The organism is Leisingera sp. SA215 (genome assembly GCF_055902035.1).
Map to the genome: position 1 here is coordinate 510,822 of NZ_JBVVXU010000001.1, position 16,915 is coordinate 527,736.

Annotated in this window: 14 protein-coding genes; 6 read left to right on the plus strand and 8 right to left on the minus strand. The window is 62.1% G+C overall.

The features are described 5' to 3' along the window. Nucleotides 1-1,377 (minus strand): Trk system potassium transporter TrkA, encoded by a 1,377-nt coding sequence (gene trkA, locus AC0KW6_RS02420; protein WP_323775633.1) that lies wholly within the window; start codon nt 1,375-1,377, stop codon nt 1-3. Between the two features lie 113 nt (nt 1,378-1,490). Here trkA and AC0KW6_RS02425 point away from each other — a divergent pair, with 113 nt between their 5' ends. Together AC0KW6_RS02425 and AC0KW6_RS02430 are read left to right on the plus strand one after the other, a co-directional pair. Beyond that, complete coding sequence (locus AC0KW6_RS02425) at nt 1,491-1,958, plus strand: hypothetical protein (RefSeq protein ID WP_323775634.1); 468 nt, start codon at nt 1,491-1,493, stop codon at nt 1,956-1,958. A gap of 486 nt (nt 1,959-2,444) precedes the next feature. After that, on the plus strand, nt 2,445-4,733 hold the full coding sequence (locus AC0KW6_RS02430) for a caspase family protein (RefSeq protein ID WP_323775635.1): 2,289 nt from the start codon (nt 2,445-2,447) through the stop codon (nt 4,731-4,733). Nucleotides 4,734-4,788: 55 nt separating this feature from the next. On the opposite strand, the gene ntrX is transcribed toward AC0KW6_RS02430, so the two are convergent. From ntrX to dusB, 5 genes are all read right to left on the minus strand, one after another. After that, nucleotides 4,789-6,198 (minus strand): nitrogen assimilation response regulator NtrX, encoded by a 1,410-nt coding sequence (ntrX, locus tag AC0KW6_RS02435; RefSeq protein ID WP_474033981.1) that lies wholly within the window; start codon nt 6,196-6,198, stop codon nt 4,789-4,791. Beyond that, nucleotides 6,195-8,474, minus strand: coding sequence for a sensor histidine kinase NtrY-like (locus AC0KW6_RS02440; RefSeq protein WP_474033982.1), 2,280 nt, complete (start codon nt 8,472-8,474; stop codon nt 6,195-6,197). The genes ntrX and AC0KW6_RS02440 overlap by 4 nt, the downstream gene beginning before the upstream one ends. 100 nt (nt 8,475-8,574) lie before the next feature. Then, the gene (locus AC0KW6_RS02445; protein WP_323775638.1) at nt 8,575-9,942 is read right to left on the minus strand and encodes a response regulator; all 1,368 of its coding nucleotides are present in this window, start codon (nt 9,940-9,942) and stop codon (nt 8,575-8,577) included. A 3-nt stretch (nt 9,943-9,945) separates the two neighbouring features. Beyond that, nucleotides 9,946-11,025 carry a two-component system sensor histidine kinase NtrB gene (locus AC0KW6_RS02450; RefSeq protein WP_323775639.1) on the minus strand — a complete coding sequence of 360 codons (1,080 nt, stop codon included), beginning with the start codon at nt 11,023-11,025 and terminating at the stop codon, nt 9,946-9,948. Next, complete coding sequence (gene dusB / locus AC0KW6_RS02455; RefSeq protein WP_474033983.1) at nt 11,022-12,008, minus strand: tRNA dihydrouridine synthase DusB; 987 nt, start codon at nt 12,006-12,008, stop codon at nt 11,022-11,024. The genes AC0KW6_RS02450 and dusB overlap by 4 nt, the downstream gene beginning before the upstream one ends. A gap of 181 nt (nt 12,009-12,189) precedes the next feature. Here dusB and AC0KW6_RS02460 point away from each other — a divergent pair, with 181 nt between their 5' ends. From AC0KW6_RS02460 to AC0KW6_RS02475, 4 genes are all read left to right on the plus strand, one after another. Beyond that, a complete protein-coding gene (locus AC0KW6_RS02460; protein WP_474033984.1) occupies nt 12,190-13,326 on the plus strand; it encodes a bifunctional 2-C-methyl-D-erythritol 4-phosphate cytidylyltransferase/2-C-methyl-D-erythritol 2,4-cyclodiphosphate synthase in 1,137 nt (378 codons plus the stop codon). Continuing rightward, nucleotides 13,323-13,820, plus strand: a complete 498-nt coding sequence (locus AC0KW6_RS02465) for a phosphatidylglycerophosphatase A family protein (RefSeq protein ID WP_474033985.1) — start codon at nt 13,323-13,325, stop codon at nt 13,818-13,820. Before AC0KW6_RS02460 ends, AC0KW6_RS02465 begins: the two co-directional genes overlap by 4 nt. Then, the gene (locus tag AC0KW6_RS02470) at nt 13,817-14,290 is read left to right on the plus strand and encodes a CinA family protein (protein WP_323775643.1); all 474 of its coding nucleotides are present in this window, start codon (nt 13,817-13,819) and stop codon (nt 14,288-14,290) included. Before AC0KW6_RS02465 ends, AC0KW6_RS02470 begins: the two co-directional genes overlap by 4 nt. A gap of 163 nt (nt 14,291-14,453) precedes the next feature. Further along, a complete protein-coding gene (locus AC0KW6_RS02475) occupies nt 14,454-15,635 on the plus strand; it encodes an ammonium transporter (protein WP_474033986.1) in 1,182 nt (393 codons plus the stop codon). A 98-nt stretch (nt 15,636-15,733) separates the two neighbouring features. Here AC0KW6_RS02475 and tmpT read toward each other — a convergent pair whose 3' ends face one another. Together tmpT and AC0KW6_RS02485 are read right to left on the minus strand one after the other, a co-directional pair. Continuing rightward, nucleotides 15,734-16,375 carry a thiopurine S-methyltransferase gene (tmpT, locus tag AC0KW6_RS02480; protein ID WP_474033987.1) on the minus strand — a complete coding sequence of 214 codons (642 nt, stop codon included), beginning with the start codon at nt 16,373-16,375 and terminating at the stop codon, nt 15,734-15,736. Between the two features lie 93 nt (nt 16,376-16,468). Beyond that, entirely contained in the window at nt 16,469-16,915 is a 447-nt protein-coding gene (locus AC0KW6_RS02485; protein WP_323775646.1) for a type II toxin-antitoxin system RatA family toxin, read from the minus strand.

A 16,915-nucleotide genomic window follows, 5' to 3' on the forward strand; every position in this document is an offset into this window, starting at 1 on the left:
TTAGAAATAGTCGATCGAAACCTGCAGCAGGCGCTCGACCTCGGGCACATCGGCCGCCACCGCAAAGAGTGCAATCACATCGCCCTCCTCGATCCGCATCTGTCCCGAGGGTCGCAGCATCTCGCCGTTTTTCAGCACCCCGCCGACCAGCACGCCTTCGGGGAAATCCGTTTCCCGGATCATCTGACCGGCAATCGGCGAGGTCGACAGCACCTCGGCTTCGATCATCTCTGCCTCGGCATCGCCCAATGAGTAGACCTGGCGCACCCGGCCATAGCGGATATGGCGCAGGATTGAACTGACGGTGGTGGAGCGCGGGTTGATATAGGCATCGATACCCAGATGCGGCAGCAGCGGCACCAGCGTCGGGTCGTTGATCAGCGCAATCGCCAGCGGGCAGCCCTCGGCCTTGGCACGCACAGCGGCCAGCATGTTGGTCTTGTCGTCATCAGTTACCGCCAGCATCGCGTCCGCCTTTTCGATGCCCGCTTCGATCATCAGCGCCCGGTCCAGCCCGTCGCCGTTCAGCACGATGGTGCGCTCCAGGGTTTCCGCCGCCCGCTCGGCACAGGCGCGGTCGCGTTCGATCATCTTGGCCCGGATCCGTGTTGTGCTGGCCTCCAGCGCCTTGGCCACTTCCAGGCCGACGTTGCCGCCGCCGACCACAACCACCCGGTCCTGGCGCTTTTCGTGCTTGCCGAACACTTCGATGGTGCGGGGCACGTCATCGGCGTGGCTGAACACATAGCAGCTGTCGCCCACAAACAGCTGGTCGCCAGGTTCCGGCGCAAACAAAGTGCCGTCGCGCCGCACCCCGACCACGATCGCGCGCAGCGTCGAAAACAAATCGGTCAGCTGCCGCAACGGCGTATTCACAACCGGGCAATCGGCGTCGATATGAATCCCCAAAAGCTGCGCCTTGCCGCCCATGAAGGTCTCGGTGTCAAACGCCGCCGGAGCCGACAGCCGCTGCATTGCCGCTGCCGCCACCTCCCGCTCGGGGCTGATTACCACGTCGATCGGCAGATGCTCGCGCTGGTAAAGGTCGGAATAGATAGCCGTCAGATAGCTTTTGGCCCGCAGACGCGCGATCTTGCGCTGGACCTTGAAGACCGAATGCGCCACCTGGCAGGTCACCATGTTGACCTCGTCCGAATGGGTGGCCGCGATGATCATGTCGGCATCCCGCGCCCCGGCCCGGTCCAGCACATCCGGATAAGAGGCAAAACCATGAATGCCCTGCACGTCCAATGTATCTGTCGCCCGCCGCACCAGGTCCGGGTTGTTGTCGACAACTGTCACATCATTGTGCTCGCCGGACAGATGGCGGGCGATCTGCCAGCCGACCTGGCCCGCACCGCATATAATGACCTTCATTTGCGTGTCCCTTGGCGGAATTTCGGGCGGAGTTTCGCCCGATGTGAATGACAGAAGCCGCTTTCACGGTCAATTTAATTGTAACTTGCTCTGATTGCAGCCATTCTTTGCGTATGTGCAACGATCGGTCGATCATGGCGGCCCTGGTTCTGCTGCTTGGCACAGCGGCTTGCGGCCCGGTTCCCGTTTACTACAGGCAGGGGGCGGATGTATCCCGCCTGCAAAGTGATGAGCTTGGCTGTGCGGCACAGGCACTGCGGGAGGCGCCCGTTGCAAATGAAATCCGCCAGCATCCCCCGGTTTTCTACCCTGGCCGCACAGTCTGTTCCGGCGGCAGCTGCTATTACCGGCCCGGTTATTGGGCGGACGCCGGCATCTACTCGGTGGATGTGAACAAGCCCCTGCGCCAGCGTCTGGAGAAATCCTGCATGGCAACCAAGGGCTACCAGCAGATCGCGCTGAAACGCTGCACCCGCCATAGCCCGGCCGCGGTGGCCGGACCGCAGCTGGCCCCGCTGAGCGACGCATCCTGCGCGCAGCGCAACAAGGATGGCAGCACCAGCATCCGCACAGACGGTTAGGCTCACTCCCTTGCCGGCGGTGCGCGGCAGGCTAACTTTGATTTGCGCCACCAGATCACCTAAGCTGGTCCCGGATTGTTTGTGACCAGTATTTCATAGAGAAAGGTACCCGATGCGGATACATTTCCTGTTTGCCGCGCTCCCTCTTGCAGCTGTGACAGCAGCCTGTGAGCCAGTGGCTCCGATTGCCCCGCCTCCAACGGCAGCCCCGGCGTCTGCACCTGCAACTTATATCACACCGTCAGCGCGGCCGGCACCTGCGGCGGCCACCAGGGCCCCGGTCATCCCGGCAGAAGAAGCGCCTGAACCCGCCTATCGAGGCAGTGACCCCGGGTCGGGCAGCGGAGCTGGCGGCGGTGGTGGCTCCGGCGGTGGTGGCTCCGGCGGCGGCGGCGGCGGGTCCGGCGGCGGCGGAGGCTGGGGTTAATCCCGGGCGCTGCCATGATCCCCCATCTGTCTAGATTCCCCTCCCTTGCAGCAGCCCTTTTGACCGGTACAGCACTGCTGCTGTCCTCGGCTGCCCAGGCGGCCTATGAAACCAGCGAACGGGGCAAGGCTTCAGAAACCGCCATCGTGATCGGCATTCAGGATTATGACCACGTCACCGACCTGACCAACACCCGCCAGGACGCCAAGGCAATGGCAGAAATGCTCAGCTCCTTCGGCTACACGGTTTACGAGGGCTATGACCTGGACAAGCGCGGGTTTGAAGCGCTGCTGCGCCAGGCCGCTCTGAACATCCGCGACGGCAGCCAGGTGTTCTTCTATTATGCAGGCCACGGTATCCAGCTGGGGCGGCGCAATTACCTGCTGACCAGCGATGCGGAGCTTACAGGCATTCACGATCTGCCCTTTCAGTCGGTCACCCTTGACCGTGTCTCTGCCATTCTCGGCGGCAAGGCGGGCAGCCAGATCCTGATGCTGGATTCCTGCCGCGACAACCCGGTGCCAGACGCCAAGCTCAACGCCGAGGTCGGCGCCCAGCTTTATGAAGCGCGCGAAGGGTTCGACGTGTTCCGCCCGCCGCTCAACACTTTGGTGGCATTTTCCACGTCGCCCGGCGCCACGGCGCTGGATGGCGAGCCTGGCGGCAACAGCCCCTATACCGCCTCAGTCGTGCGGCATTTTCCGGACCGGCCTGACGAAGATGCGATGACCGTTCTTTCCGCAATACGCGGCGACGTCTATGCGGCGACCGGCAACACCCAGGTGCCTTGGGAAAGCTCGACGCTGATGCAGAAGGTCTACCTGCGCCCGGCAGAGCGGTCATTGAACATTGCCAAGGCTGAATCCGAAACCGAAGTGGCCAGCCTTGACCGGATGCCCGCCGAACTGTCGGTGAAAATCCCCTTGGGCCGCGCGCTGGAATTGGCGCCGGAAATCAGCCCCTATGTCCGCGCCGGAACCACGGTGTCGATTGTTGAATCGCCCTCCTCCGGGGTGACGTCGCTGCAAACCGGGGACAGTACCGGTCTCAGCCTCAGCTACGCGCCGAAACTGACCGAACTTCCTGCCCGCAAAGACGGCGGTCAGGTCCGTAAAGACCGGATGGTGCTGCGCCTGGCCCAAGCCGGCGCGGTGCGCGACGTGACCGTGAATCTGGAAATGATCGCCCGGCAATGCGACCTAGAAGCCGGTGATTTACTGGATTTGCAGGGGGTTGGCCTGTACCGTTACCCCAATGAAATCAACCTCAAGGAGGCCGAGGCTGCCTGCCGTGACGCCGTCGGGGCCGCGCCGGAAATCGGCCGACTGCACTATCAGCTTGGCCGCGCTCTGCAGGGCCAAGGGCGCTTGATCGAAGCCTATGAGGCCTTTGAAAAGGCAGCGGAACTGAACCATGTCCGCGCCTACAACGCGGTCGCTTATCTGCATGTCACCCCGAATGTCGACCGCGAAACTGTGCCCATTCCCTATAACCCGGACAAGGCCTTTGCTTTGTGGGAAAAGGGGATCGAGGCGGGCGACCCCTTCTCGATGCACGCCCGCGGCAAGCGGCTTTTGCGCAAAAGCGGCACGCCGGAAGAAAAGCAGCGCGGCTTTGACCTGCTCAGCCGGGCAGTGGAGCTGGGCCATACTTATTCAATGAATGAGCTGGGGGTTTTCTTTCTGTGGAGCGGGGATGAACTGGCGCAGCCGGAACGCGGCTTTTCCTACCTGCAGGCCTCTGCCGGGCGCGGCGATATCTATGGCACTGCCAACCTTGGCTATGTGTACCGCGATGGCGGCGCGGGCCAGACAGTAGACAAGGAACAGGCGCGCGCGCTGTTTGCCGAAGCAGCACAGCTGGGCCACCCCCATGCGCCGGCTGAAATCGGCCGGATGATCATGAACGGCGACCTGCCAGGCAGCGACGCAGCCGAAGCGCTGGAATGGTATGACATGGGGCTGTCGCGTGGCGACGCCTGGGGCGGCGCCAATGGTGCCTGGGTTGCCCTCAACAGCCTGCCGGACCGGATCCCCGCCCATGCCGCCGCCGCGCGGGCGGGCAAGGCGATGGCGTTGAATAACCCCGATGCAAGCGCCGCAGCGCGGGAGCTGTTGTCCGGCATGGCCGAAACAGACGTCGCCGCAGGCACCCAATACATCCTGCGCCAGCTGGGGTCGGGAATCGCCATTGACGGCCAGTTCGGTCCGGCATCGCGCAAGCAGCTGGCGAATTGGGCGCGCCAATCAGGTCTGCCCGCAACTGTTCCCAGTGATGCCATCAGCCAGTTGCAACTGGCCGCACAGGTCCATTTCGCGCTGAATCCGGTCCGCCAGGACCTGTTCTAAACCGGCGATGCAAAACCGCCCGCGCCCGGAAGTTCCGGGCGCAATGGCGGCTTGGTCAAGCCTGCTCCTCCTCGGCCTCCACATGCGCCACACGGGCGCCCGCCTTGTTGGAGGTCACAACCCCCAGCGACTTCAACTTACGGTGCAGTGCTGAACGCTCCATGCCGACAAAAGACGCCGTGCGGCTGATATTGCCGCCAAAACGGTTGATCTGGGTCAGCAGGTATTCACGTTCAAACGCCTCCCGCGCCTCGCGCAGTGGCAATGTCGCCAGCGCCCCGGACAGGACCACCCGGCCTTCTTCCTGCGGCTTGTCTTCTTCGCGCGGCAAATCCTTGGCCTCGATCGGACCGCTGCCATCGCCGAGAATCAGCACCCGCTCCACCAGGTTCTTGAGCTGGCGAACATTGCCAGGCCACAGCATGGTCTGCATCAGCGCCACTGCCTCTTCAGTCAGCTCCCGCAGCGGCAGCCCCTGGGCCTCGTTGAACTGGGCGATAAAATAGCCGGCCAGCAGCGGAATATCCTCGCGCCGATCCGCCAGCGAGGGCACCGCAACCGGCACCACATTCAGCCGGTGATACAGCTCCTGACGGAAGCGGCCGTCCTCAATTTCAGCATCGAGGTTCTTGTTGGTTGCCGACACCACCCGCAGATCGACCCGGACCTTGTCCGAGCCGCCGACCCGTTGGAATTGCTGATCCACCAGCACCCGAAGAATCTTGGATTGGGTGCCGAGCGGCATATCGGCAACTTCGTCAAAGAACACCACACCGCCATGGGCCTGTTCCAGCAGCCCGGGTTCCACCCCGCGCTCGGACGACTCGCGGCCGAACAGAACCTCTTCCATCCGGTCGGGTTCGATACTGGCACAATTCACCGTGATAAAGGGGGCGGAGGCCCGGTTTGAATTGGCATGGATGTAGCGCGCGGCAATTTCCTTGCCGCAGCCGGCCGGGCCTGTAAGCATCACCCGGCCGTTTGACTTGGTCACCTTGTCCAGCTGGCTTATCAGTGTCCGGAACGACGCAGAGGTTCCGATCATTTCCGCCGGACCGGTATCCCTGCGCTTGAGATCCGAATTCTCCCGGCGCAGGCGCGAGGTTTCCATCGCACGGCGGATCACCACCATCAGCTGGTCGATGTTAAAGGGCTTCTCGATAAAGTCATAGGCCCCCTGCTTGATCGCCGCGACAGCAATTTCGATGTTGCCATGGCCGGAAATGATCACCACCGGGATCTCCGGGTTGTCGCGTTTAACCGCCTTTAGGATATCGATACCGTCCATCTGGCTGTCCTTCAGCCAGATGTCCAAAATCATCAGGGCCGGCTCGGATTCGTCCAAACGGGCCATGCATTCGTCGGAATTGGCCGCCTTGCGGGTGGCGTAGCCTTCATCCTCCAGAATGTCCGAGACCAGTTCGCGGATGTCGCGCTCGTCGTCTACAATCAGAATGTCACTCATGTCAGACCTGCTTTCACTGTGCTCTTGTTTGGCGCCGCCGTCCGGTTCACGGCAGGCAGGCGGATTACCGCCATGGCGCCGTAATGCGCGTGCCCCTCGAATACCGGGGCATCTTCCAGCGTCAGCGTGCCCCCGTGCTCTTCGATGATTTTCTTAACGATCGGCAGCCCCAGCCCGGTGCCCGCATCCCGCGTAGTCACATAAGGCTCGAACAGCCGGGCCCGGTCTTCGGGCAAGCCGATGCCGTTGTCGGCAATACGGATTTCGTAGAAATTGCCCGCCTTGGCTGCCATCACCCGGATCTCCGGCACCAGCCCTTGCGGTTTTTTCTTTATCTTCAGGCTTTCAATGGCTTCGCCTGCGTTTTTGATTAGATTGGTCAACGCTTGGCCAATCATGGTGGCATCCAGATCGGAAGGCATGGCTGCTGCTGGCAGTTCTGCCTTGATCCGGACACCTGGCTGGCCCTGCTGCTGCAGGATGACCGCATCCCGCAGCAACTGAACCAGATCTTCTTCGCGCCGCTCCGGTTCCGGCATGCGGGCGAATTTCGAGAATTCATCAACGATCCTGCGCAGATCATTGGTCTGGCGCACAATCACATCGGTCATTGATTGCAGCTGGTCGCTGTTTTCTTCTCCCAGCTTGGGCGCAAATTTGCGTTTGATCCGCTCCGCGCTCAGCTGGATCGGAGTCAGCGGGTTTTTGATCTCGTGGGCAATCCGGCGCGCCACATCGCCCCAGGCCGCCATCCGCTGAGCGCTGACAAGATCGGTCACATCGTCAAACGCCACCACATAGCCTTCCAGCCGCCCCTGTTCCGACCGGCGCAGCGACATCCGCACCAGCAGGTTTTCCAGCCGGCCCTGACGGGAGACTTTGATTTCCTCCTGTACCACCTCGGCGCTGGTTTCCACCAATTCGACAAACAGCGGCCCGAACTCCGGCACCGCCACCGACAAGGCCAGGGATTGCTGATCCTCCTGCCAGTCCAAAAGCCGCTCAGCCGACCGGTTCACAAAGGTGACACGCCCGGCGGCGTCCAGCCCAACAACTCCGGACGTCACCGATGACAACACAGAATCAAACAGGCGGCGGCGGCGTTCGATTTGCCGGGTATTGTCGAGAAGGCGGCCGTGCTGCGCCTTAAGTTCGCGCGTCATCTGATTGAAATACTGGCCTAATTGCGAGATTTCATCGCCACCGTCATCAATCGGCACCTGCACATCCAGGTTGCCGGATCCAACCCGTTGCGCCGCCACTGTCAGACGCCCGACCGGGCGCGACAACCGCTCGGCAAACCACATGCCCAGCCACATCGCCGCGAGGATCAGGATCACAGCAAAACCGATATAGAGCAGCGCAAATTCAAACAGCACCCTTCCGCGCTCACTTTCCAGCTGCTGATACAGATGCGCGGTTTCCTGGGTGTCATCCAGAAGATTCAGAAGCTCCCCGTCCACATCACGGCTGATGTAGAGAAACCGGTCGACAAACGCCTCCAGCCGCACCAGCGCGCGGAACTCACTATCTCTCCAGTCCTCGATTAGCAGGAAGCCATCCTCGCGGGCGGCACTGATCTGGCGGTCGTTCGGCTTCTCAAAGTCGAACTCGTAAGACCGCTCGCCGCGCGCCCGGATCAGGCCAGCACTGTCGACGATATACGCCTCGCGCAGCCCGCGCTGGATCTGCAGCTGGCCTTGTGACAGCACCAGACGCAGCTCAGCGTCATTGATAAAAAAACTCCGGGCACGGCTGTTGTCCAAGTAGCGCGCCAGCGCGCGGGCATCTTCGGTCAGGTCGTTTTTCTGCTGCGCCTGATACGCTTCCGCCGCAGCCAGTGAACTGCCGATCACCTGCCGCACCCGCTGGGAAAACCAGCCCTCAAGCCCGACATTTACCGTCAGCACGGCGAATACGGCAACGATGACGGTGGGGATCAGCGCCAGAAATCCAAAGGCCCCGATCAGCCGCAAGTGCAGCCGGGAACCCGCCGATTTGGAGCGCCGGGCCGCAAACAGCCGGACGATCTGCGCCATCACCAACGCCGCAATGGTCAGGATGTAAACCAGATCTGCCAACAGAATCAGCCGCAGCGGTCTGGAGGATGCCCCCTGCCCCAACGGGCCGATGATGAAAAAAGTCGCCAAGGCCAGCACCGGTCCCAGCAGAACCAGGCCAATGGTACCGATATTGCGCGCCCGGCGGGTTCTCCGCCACCGGTCCAAGGCCGCAAAAGGCCCGTATGCCGCCCTCAGATGTGACTTATGCGCCACTGACTGCCCTCATCCTGATGTGTGACTCTTTGCGAGTCACCGCCATATCTCGTGGCCCTGCCGAGGAAATTCACAGCAAGGCCACATTTCTGTGGCGATATTACATCAGCTTACGGCGGCGTGTCACCTCAATATCCAGATCCGTGATCTTCTTTCGCAAAGTATTCCGGTTGATCCCCAGCAATTCGGCGCATTTCGCCTGATTGCCGCCGGTCGCCGCCAGCGCGATTTCGATAAGCGGCGTTTCCACCTCGCGCAGCAGCCGCATGTAGAGCCCCGGCGGCGGCAGCAAATCGCCATGCAGATCGAAATAGCGCTGCAGGTGGCGGGCCACCGACTCCGACAGTTTTTCATTGGCAAGCCCCGCCGTCGCAGGCTCCGGCCCGTTCTGCGGCCCCAGCACCGCTGCCGCATCTGCCTGGCTGATTTCCTCGCCGCGGGCTGTCAGCGCCAGCCGCCTGACGGTGTTTTCCAGCTGGCGCACGTTGCCAGGCCAGCCGAAATGGCGCAGCACGTCCCGCGCGCCTTCACTCAGCTCGCGGTGCGGCGCGCCTTCGTTTTCGGCCCGGATCAAAAAATGCTCCGCCAGCAGCGGTATGTCTTCCACCCGCTCGCGCAGCGCGGGCACATGCAGCGCAGTGCCGCAAATCCTGTAGTAGAGATCCTGGCGCAGCTCCCCGGCCTCCATCGCCGCGGCCAGATCTTTCTGACTGGAGGCGATGAACCGCGGCGCGTGGTCGCCCGGTGTGTCCATCATCCGCACCAGTCGCGCCTGGGCCTCTTCCGGCAGGTCGGCCAGTTCATCTATCACCAGCGAGCCGCCCTTGGCCTGAGCCAGCAGCCGCGCCGGCCCTTCCAGCTCGATCAATGCCGCGGCATCAGCATGAACGAAGGGCAAAGTCCGTCTGTCGGAAAAGTCGTGAATGGCCTGCGCGATCAGTGATTTACCAGTGCCGCTTTCACCAGTGATCAACAGCGGCAGTTCCGTATTCATCACCCGCGCGATCAGCCGGTACAGCGTCTGCATCACCTCGCTGCGGCCAATCAGCGGCAGCTCTTCCGGATGATCTTGCGACTCGGCCTTTGCCGCTACAGGCGCCACCCGCCTGGACGCCAATGCTTTGGCCGTGCGCTTCATCAGCTCCGGAAGATCAAACGGTTTCGGAAGATAGTCGTAGGCATCTGCCTCCTCCGCCTTGATCGCAGTCATGATGGTATTCTGCGCCGAAATCACAATCACCGGCAGACCCGGCCGGTCGGCCCGGATTTTGGGCAGCATTTCCAACCCGTTCCCGTCCGGCATCATGACATCCGAAATAACTGCATCACCCTTGCCCTCTGCCACCCATCGCATCAGCGTGGTAAGCGAAGAGGTCGCATGCACCTTGCAGCCCGCGCGCGTCAGCGCCTGGGTCAGAACGGTGCGGATGGTGCGGTCGTCATCTGCGACCAGTACGGTGCCGTCCATGGATCAGCTCTCCTGCGGTTTTCTGTCACGCGGAACGCGCGACAGCGACAGCCGGAACACCGTGCGCCCGGGAACCGAGCTTACGGATATCCAGCCATTATGCTCCGAAATGATCTTGCTCACCAATGCAAGGCCCAGCCCGGTGCCATTCTCCCGGCCCGACACAAACGGGTCGAAAATGTCATCCTTGATCTTCTCCGGCAACCCCGGCCCATCATCGCAAATTTCAATCTGCAACGGCAGCAGCTTGCCGGTTCCATCACTTCGGCGCAGCCGGAAGGAATGTTCATAGAAAGTGCGAATAGAAATACTTCCCCCCTTCAAACCAGCGGCTTCCGAGGCGTTCTTGAGTAAATTCAGCACCACTTGCAGCAGTTGGTCCGCATCCCCCCAGGCCAATGGCAGCGAGGGATCATAGTTTTCCGAAATGGTCATGCGGGCGCCGAACCCCAGCAGCGCCGAGCGCCGCGCCCGGTCCAGCACATCGTGCAGGTTCACCGGCTTGAACGCCGGCCCGGTCAGGTTGCCGAATTGCTCAACCTGATCCAGCAATTTCACAATCCGGCGGCTTTCGCTGACAATCAGTTCGGTCAGCTCCAAATCATCAGAACTCAGGTTCATGCTCAAAAGCTGCGCCGCCCCGGTGATGCCGGCCAACGGGTTTTTGATCTCATGCGCCAGCATCTCTGCCATGCCAATGGCCGAGGCGGCAGCGGATTTGGCGGAATGGGTCTGGATCATCCGCCCGGCCAGCTCCCGCGGAGTGACCATCAGCAGCATCACCCCCTCCTGCCCATGCAGCGGCGCAATCTGAACCCCGCATTGCAGCGGCGCCCGGCTGCCAGATCCGACGTCGATGTCATTCACGAACAGCGGCGTGCCCTGCATCCGCGCACGGGCAAAGGCCACCTCAATGGGTGCATCAATGGCCAGCGCATCCCAAACCGGTTGCCCTACCAGCGCCTTGCGCGAGGTATTCAGGAACCCCTCGCCAGCCGCATTCACATCGGCGATCTTGTCCCGGGCATCGATCAGAAACGCAGGCACCGGCAAAGAGGCCCAAAGGGCAGCGCTGTCCATCATGCGGCGGCCTCCGGCTGTTGCGCGGTCAGCGCCTCGGGAAGCAGCGCAAGCACGTGTTCCGGGTCCTTTTCTGTCAGCACAGCACGGCGCATTGCAGGACCGGTTCCGGCCTCATCCATGTACCAGCCCAGATGCTTGCGCGCGACGCGTATGCCCAGATCCAGCCCGTAAAAATCGAGCATCTCCCGATAATGTTCTGAAACCATTGCGATCAGCGCATCGCCTTCCGGCACTTTCGGCGCCGGCGTTCCCCACAGTTCATGCGCCACTTCGGCCAGCAGCCAGGGCTTGCCTCCCGCACCGCGCCCGATCATCACACCGTCAGCGCCGGACAGTTCCAGCGCCCGGCGTGCGGATGCCGTGTCCACAATATCCCCGTTGGCCAGCAGCGGAACGCTGACTGCATCCTTCACCGCCCGGATCGCCGTCCAATCCGCCGCCCCCTTGTAGAACTGGCAGCGGGTCCGGCCATGGATCGTGACCATCTGCACGCCTGCCGCGCAGGCCCGGCGCGCCACATCCGGCGCGTTCAAGCAATTGCCGTCCCAACCCAGCCGGGTCTTCAGCGTCACCGGCACATCCACGGCTCCAACAACAGCCTCGATCAGCCGCAGTGCATGGTCCGGCGTCTTCAATAGGGCTGACCCGGAATAGCCATTGGTCACCTTTTTCGCCGGGCAGCCCATGTTGATGTCGATGATCCGCGCGCCCTGCCCTGCGACCTGCCGGGCGGCCTCGGCGATCCAGTATTCATCGCGCCCTGCAAGCTGCACCGCTGTGTTTTCCACATCCGCGCTCAGTTCCGCCCGCTCGCGCACACCTGGCTTGGCCTGCACCATCTCCTGACTTGCCACCATCTCGCTCACCATCAGCCCGGCCCCGAAAGAGCGGACCAGATCCCTGAACGGCCGGTCGGTGATTCCAGCCATCGGTGCCAGGGCGATCGGCGGCGACATGGAAGTGGTTCCAAGCGTGAAGGACAACTGCCTAATCCTTGTGCAATTGAGAGGTATTTACCCGAAGCTTTTGCTATGCAGCAATGAAACTGCCCCTTGCAAGACACAGCAAATCATCATTTGCCTATTTTTTAGGCGCATTCCGCGGGGTGATTGCCTATCCCGGCGCCACCTCATAAACAAATGCCGAACTTATCAAGAGGCCCGCATGACCACAGCAGCCCTGATCGTCGCCGCCGGCCGCGGCACCCGTGCAGGCGGCGGCACGCCGAAACAATGGCGTCCGCTGAAAACCCGGCGGGTGATCGATTGGACGCTGGACGCCTTCGAAAAAGCAGGTGTGGATCTCACCGTGCTTGTGCTTTCGGCAGACGATCATCAGGCTTGGGATGAGTTTTCGCAAAAACCCGGCCTGATCCTTGCTGAAGGCGGGACCGAACGCGCGGCGTCGGTGGTCAACGGGCTAAGGGCGCTGCAACAGAACAGCGTAGACAAGGTGCTGATCCACGACGCTGCCCGCCCTTGTGTCAGCAGCGATCTGATCCACAGCATTATCAGCGCCTTGGATAAATGCCCGGCCGCAGCTCCGGCCCTTCCGGTGACTGACGCGCTGTGGACCGGCGCAGAGGGCAGCGTGACCGGCAGCCAGGACCGCAGCGGCTTGTTTGCGGCGCAGACCCCGCAAGGGTTCCGGTACGGCGCGATCCTCGCTGCCCACGACGCCCACCCCGGCGGCGCTGCGGATGACGTTGAGGTCGCGCGCGCGGCAGGGCTTGACGTCCGCATCATTCCAGGCGAGCCGGACAATATCAAAATCACCCGCCCCGAGGATTTTGCCCGGGCGGAACGCATTCTGGGGGCACAGATGGATATCAGGCTTGGCAACGGCTACGACGTGCACCGGTTCGGCCCCGGCGACGGTGTGATCCTCTGCGGGGTAGAGATCCCGCACGAGAAGACTCTGCAGGGCCACTCCGACGCCGATGTGGGCATGCACGCGGTGACGGATGCTATCTATGGCGCTCTTGCGCAGGGTGACATTGGGCGACACTTCCCACCTTCGGACCCGCAATGGAAAGGTGCCGCCAGCGATATTTTCCTGCGCCATGCGGTCAATCTGGCCCGCAAAATGGGATATACGCTCTCCAATGTCGACTGCACCCTGGTCTGCGAATACCCCAAGATAGGCCCGCATGCCGATAGAATGCAGGCGGTGATGGCCGGGATTTTGGGCGTCACCCCAGACCGCGTGTCGATCAAGGCCACCACCTCCGAACGGCTGGGCTTCACCGGCCGGGGTGAGGGCATCGCCGCACTGGCCACCGCAGCGCTGGTGAAACCATGACCGCGGCGCAGCTGATCGGCACGGTCTGCGGTGTGGGCTATTTGCGGCCCGCGCCCGGCACCTGGGGTTCGCTGGCGGCGCTGCCGCTGGCCTATGGGCTGCACCAGCTGGGCGGCTTTCCCCTGCTGGCACTGGCAACACTGGTCTGCATCCCGGCAGGCATCTGGGCCACCGCCTGTATGACCAAGGGAAGCACCGATCATGACCCCTCGGAAATTGTAGTGGATGAAGTTGCAGGCCAATGGATCGCAATCTGGGCAGTTTCGCTGCCCGCCTGGCTGCACGGGTTGCCTGTCACCGCTCTCTGGCCCGGCTGGGTTGCCGCCTTCCTGCTGTTTCGCCTGTTCGACATTCTTAAACCCGGCCCGGTTGGTTGGGCCGACCGTCAGGAGGGGCCGCTTGGTGTCATGATGGATGATGTCATTGCCGGTATCATGGCCGCCATCGGTGTGGCCCTGCTGGCCGGAATTTCGCATGGGGTGCTTGGACTATGACCATCGACACCGCAGAACTGATCGCCCACGCCAGCGCCGCAGGCATCACCATAGCCACCGCCGAAAGCTGCACAGGCGGCATGATTGCCGCCGCCCTGACCGAGGTGCCGGGGTCCTCTGCCGTGGTGGACTGCGGCTTTGTCACCTACTCCAATACCGCAAAAATGCGGATGCTGGGGGTGCGCGCAGAAACGCTCGAGGCGCATGGCGCAGTCAGCGAACAGGTCGCGGCCGAAATGGCGGCAGGCGCGCTGGCACATGCTGGGGTTACCCTCGCGGTGTCCGTCACCGGCATTGCCGGCCCCGGCGGTTCCGAGTTCAAACCCGAAGGCCGCGTATGCTTTGGCCTGTGCCGAGCAGGCCAGCCACCAGTCACCGAAACGCTGGAGTTCGGCGCCATCGGTCGCGCCAATGTGCGCAGCGCCACGCGCGAACATGCGCTGGCTCTGCTACGCCAGGCGATTTCGTAAACCGGCCGCATTCCGGGCAGCAGCGGCAAATGCCCGCCCAAAAAATCAGCACTTGCAAAAAAGCCCCCGATTTGGGCGGCTTCCGCACCTCTGCCTCTTTTTTCTGCGCATTTGAACGGCTTTCTCCTGTGGCCAACGGTTTTTGAGGGGAAGGAACACTCGGATGAACGGAGCGGATACCGCATGGATCATTGTGGCCACGGCCCTGGTCCTCTTCATGACATTGCCAGGGCTGGCCCTGTTTTACGGCGGGCTGGTGCGTGCCCGCAATGTGCTCAGCGTGTTCATGCACTGCTATGCCATTGCCTGTTTGATGAGCGTCCTGTGGCTCGCATTCGGCTATACAATTGCCTTTGGCAGCGGCACATCGGGCCTCTGGGGCGGGCTGGACAAGCTGTTCCTGAACGGCGTGACCGCCGACAGCCTGTCCGGCACTTTGCCCGAGGTTCTGTTCTTTGCCTTTCAGATGACATTTGCCATTATCACGCCCGCGCTGATTGTAGGCGCCTATGTGGAACGCGTGGGCTTTGGTTTTATCCTCGTCTTCTCGGGCCTTTGGATGCTGCTGTGCTACGCGCCTGTGGTGCATTGGATCTGGGGCGGCGGCTTCCTGGCGGATGGCGGCATTTTCGGCGCGATCGGAGTCAAGGACTTTGCCGGCGGCATCGTAGTGCATGAGACCGCAGGTATCGCGGCACTGATCATCGCCTTTTACCTTGGCCCGCGCAAAAACCGCAGCATCCCGCCGCACAACCCCGGCTATGTGATGATCGGCGCCGCGATGCTCTGGGTCGGCTGGTTCGGCTTCAATGGCGGCTCACAACTGGCCGCGGACGGAGGTGCTGCGATGGCACTGACCGCAACACATCTTTCAGCCGCCACCGCCTCGCTCAGCTGGGCGCTGTGGGAAAAGATCAAATACGGCAAGGCGTCGCTGGTGGGTCTGGTCACCGGCACCATTGCCGGCCTTGCCTCGATCACCCCGGCTTCCGGCTTTGTCGGCCCGGTGGAAGCACTGATCATCGGGGCCATTGCCGGCGTGCTGTGCCAGGAGATGGTCAACTTGGTGCGCAACAAGATGCAGATCGACGACACGCTGGATGTGTTTGCCGTGCATGGCGTCGGCGGCATCTTCGGCACCCTGATGATTGCGGTCTTCGGCGCCGGCAGCTGGGCTGCGCAGCTGGGCGGGCTGGTGATTGTCGGTATTTTCACGATTGTTGTGACCATCGTGCTGGTGAAAGTCTCCGCTGCGATCACATCCCTGCGCGTCGATCTTGAAAGTGAGACCAATGGCCTCGATCTTTCAGTTCACGGTGAGCGCGCATATGACATGAACAGCTGACCCCGGCGATGACGAATGCCACCACTCACGGCAGACGGTGCAATATTGGCACCAGACGGGTCCCTTGGGGGGCCCGTTTTCTGTTTCAATCGGCGTCTTCAGCGCCGGGGTTTCAGCAGCCAGGCTTGCTCCAGCGCGTTGCAGCGTTCGCCGATGCGGCCGTCCGCGGCACGTTCCTCGATCAGGGTGATGTCATGGCTGCCCTGATAGAGCGCCTGCACGGTTGGCCCCGGCACCGAAAACGGCGGCCCTTCCATCAGGGACTGGTCATAATCGAACCCGATCAACAGCTGTTTTTCTGTGCCTGAAATCCGGTTGAGATGCGCCGCATATGTCTTTCGATCTTCAGGTTTAACCGCAACCAGCGCCGCCCTGTCGTAAACTGCATCCACCGGCGCAAGATGCTCCCCTGTCAGAGTAAAAAAGTCCCCGGCGTACAGGGTCAGCGGTCCGGCCTGATACCGTGTGAGGGCGCCCGTCTTCGCCACCTGCGGTACCAGCCCCTGGCGCGCAAACACCTCTTCCACCGCTCCCTGATTGAACTCGACGCCTGTCACGCGCAAACCTGTGCCAACCAGCCAGTCCAGATCCAGTGCCTTGCCGCAAAGCGGCACAAAGACCGACTGCCCGGCCTGCAGACCAAGCCGGGTAAAATGTCGTGCCAAAAGGGAGTTAGGTGCCGCTTCATGAAAACCGATGCGGTTATCGCGCCACCGTGCCTGCCAGAAATCCTGATCCATTACGAGCCGTTCCTTCCGTTGGATAGTTGCATGTCCTGCGGTGATACAGCTTGAAGCCGGCTTTAGGTCAATAGGGGGCCGGCCTGCCCGGCCTTACCTGTACAGTTCCGCCGCGCGGCGCTCAAAGGCGCGCACGATCCGCTGCATCGCCTCATTGAACACTACGCCTATGATCCCCTGCAGCACCGCGTTTTTGAACTCGAAATCGACATAGAAGGACACATCGCAGGTGCCGTCTTCCCGCGGCGCGAATATCCAGTGGGATTTCATATAGCGGAACGGGCCGTCCAGATACTCGGTATCGATCCTGCGCTCGCCCGGATACAGCGTCACCCGGCTGCCGAAGCGTTCACGGAACACTTTGAAGGAGATCACCAGATCCGCCTCCATCACCTCGGCCTCCCCCAGCGGTGCGCGGCTGCGGATACGGGCTGCAGCGCACCAGGGCAGGAAATTCGGGTATTGCGCGACATCGGCCACCAGATTGTACATCTGCTGCGCGGAATACGGCATCTGGCGGGTTTCCGAGTGTGTGGGCAT

Bases quoted from the DNA above. Each gene is read 5' to 3' on its own strand.
- AC0KW6_RS02465 (WP_474033985.1), top strand. From the start codon at position 13,323: ATGACCGCGGCGCAGCTGATCGGCACGGTCTGCGGTGTGGGCTATTTG.
- trkA (WP_323775633.1), bottom strand. From the start codon at position 1,377: ATGAAGGTCATTATATGCGGTGCGGGCCAGGTCGGCTGGCAGATCGCC.
- AC0KW6_RS02475 (WP_474033986.1), top strand. From the start codon at position 14,454: ATGAACGGAGCGGATACCGCATGGATCATTGTGGCCACGGCCCTGGTC.
- AC0KW6_RS02450 (WP_323775639.1), bottom strand. From the start codon at position 11,025: ATGATGGACAGCGCTGCCCTTTGGGCCTCTTTGCCGGTGCCTGCGTTT.
- ntrX (WP_474033981.1), bottom strand. From the start codon at position 6,198: ATGAGTGACATTCTGATTGTAGACGACGAGCGCGACATCCGCGAACTG.
- AC0KW6_RS02425 (WP_323775634.1), top strand. From the start codon at position 1,491: ATGTGCAACGATCGGTCGATCATGGCGGCCCTGGTTCTGCTGCTTGGC.
- tmpT (WP_474033987.1), bottom strand. From the start codon at position 16,375: ATGGATCAGGATTTCTGGCAGGCACGGTGGCGCGATAACCGCATCGGT.
- AC0KW6_RS02485 (WP_323775646.1), bottom strand. From the start codon at position 16,915: ATGCCCACACACTCGGAAACCCGCCAGATGCCGTATTCCGCGCAGCAG.
- AC0KW6_RS02470 (WP_323775643.1), top strand. From the start codon at position 13,817: ATGACCATCGACACCGCAGAACTGATCGCCCACGCCAGCGCCGCAGGC.
- AC0KW6_RS02445 (WP_323775638.1), bottom strand. From the start codon at position 9,942: ATGGACGGCACCGTACTGGTCGCAGATGACGACCGCACCATCCGCACC.
- AC0KW6_RS02460 (WP_474033984.1), top strand. From the start codon at position 12,190: ATGACCACAGCAGCCCTGATCGTCGCCGCCGGCCGCGGCACCCGTGCA.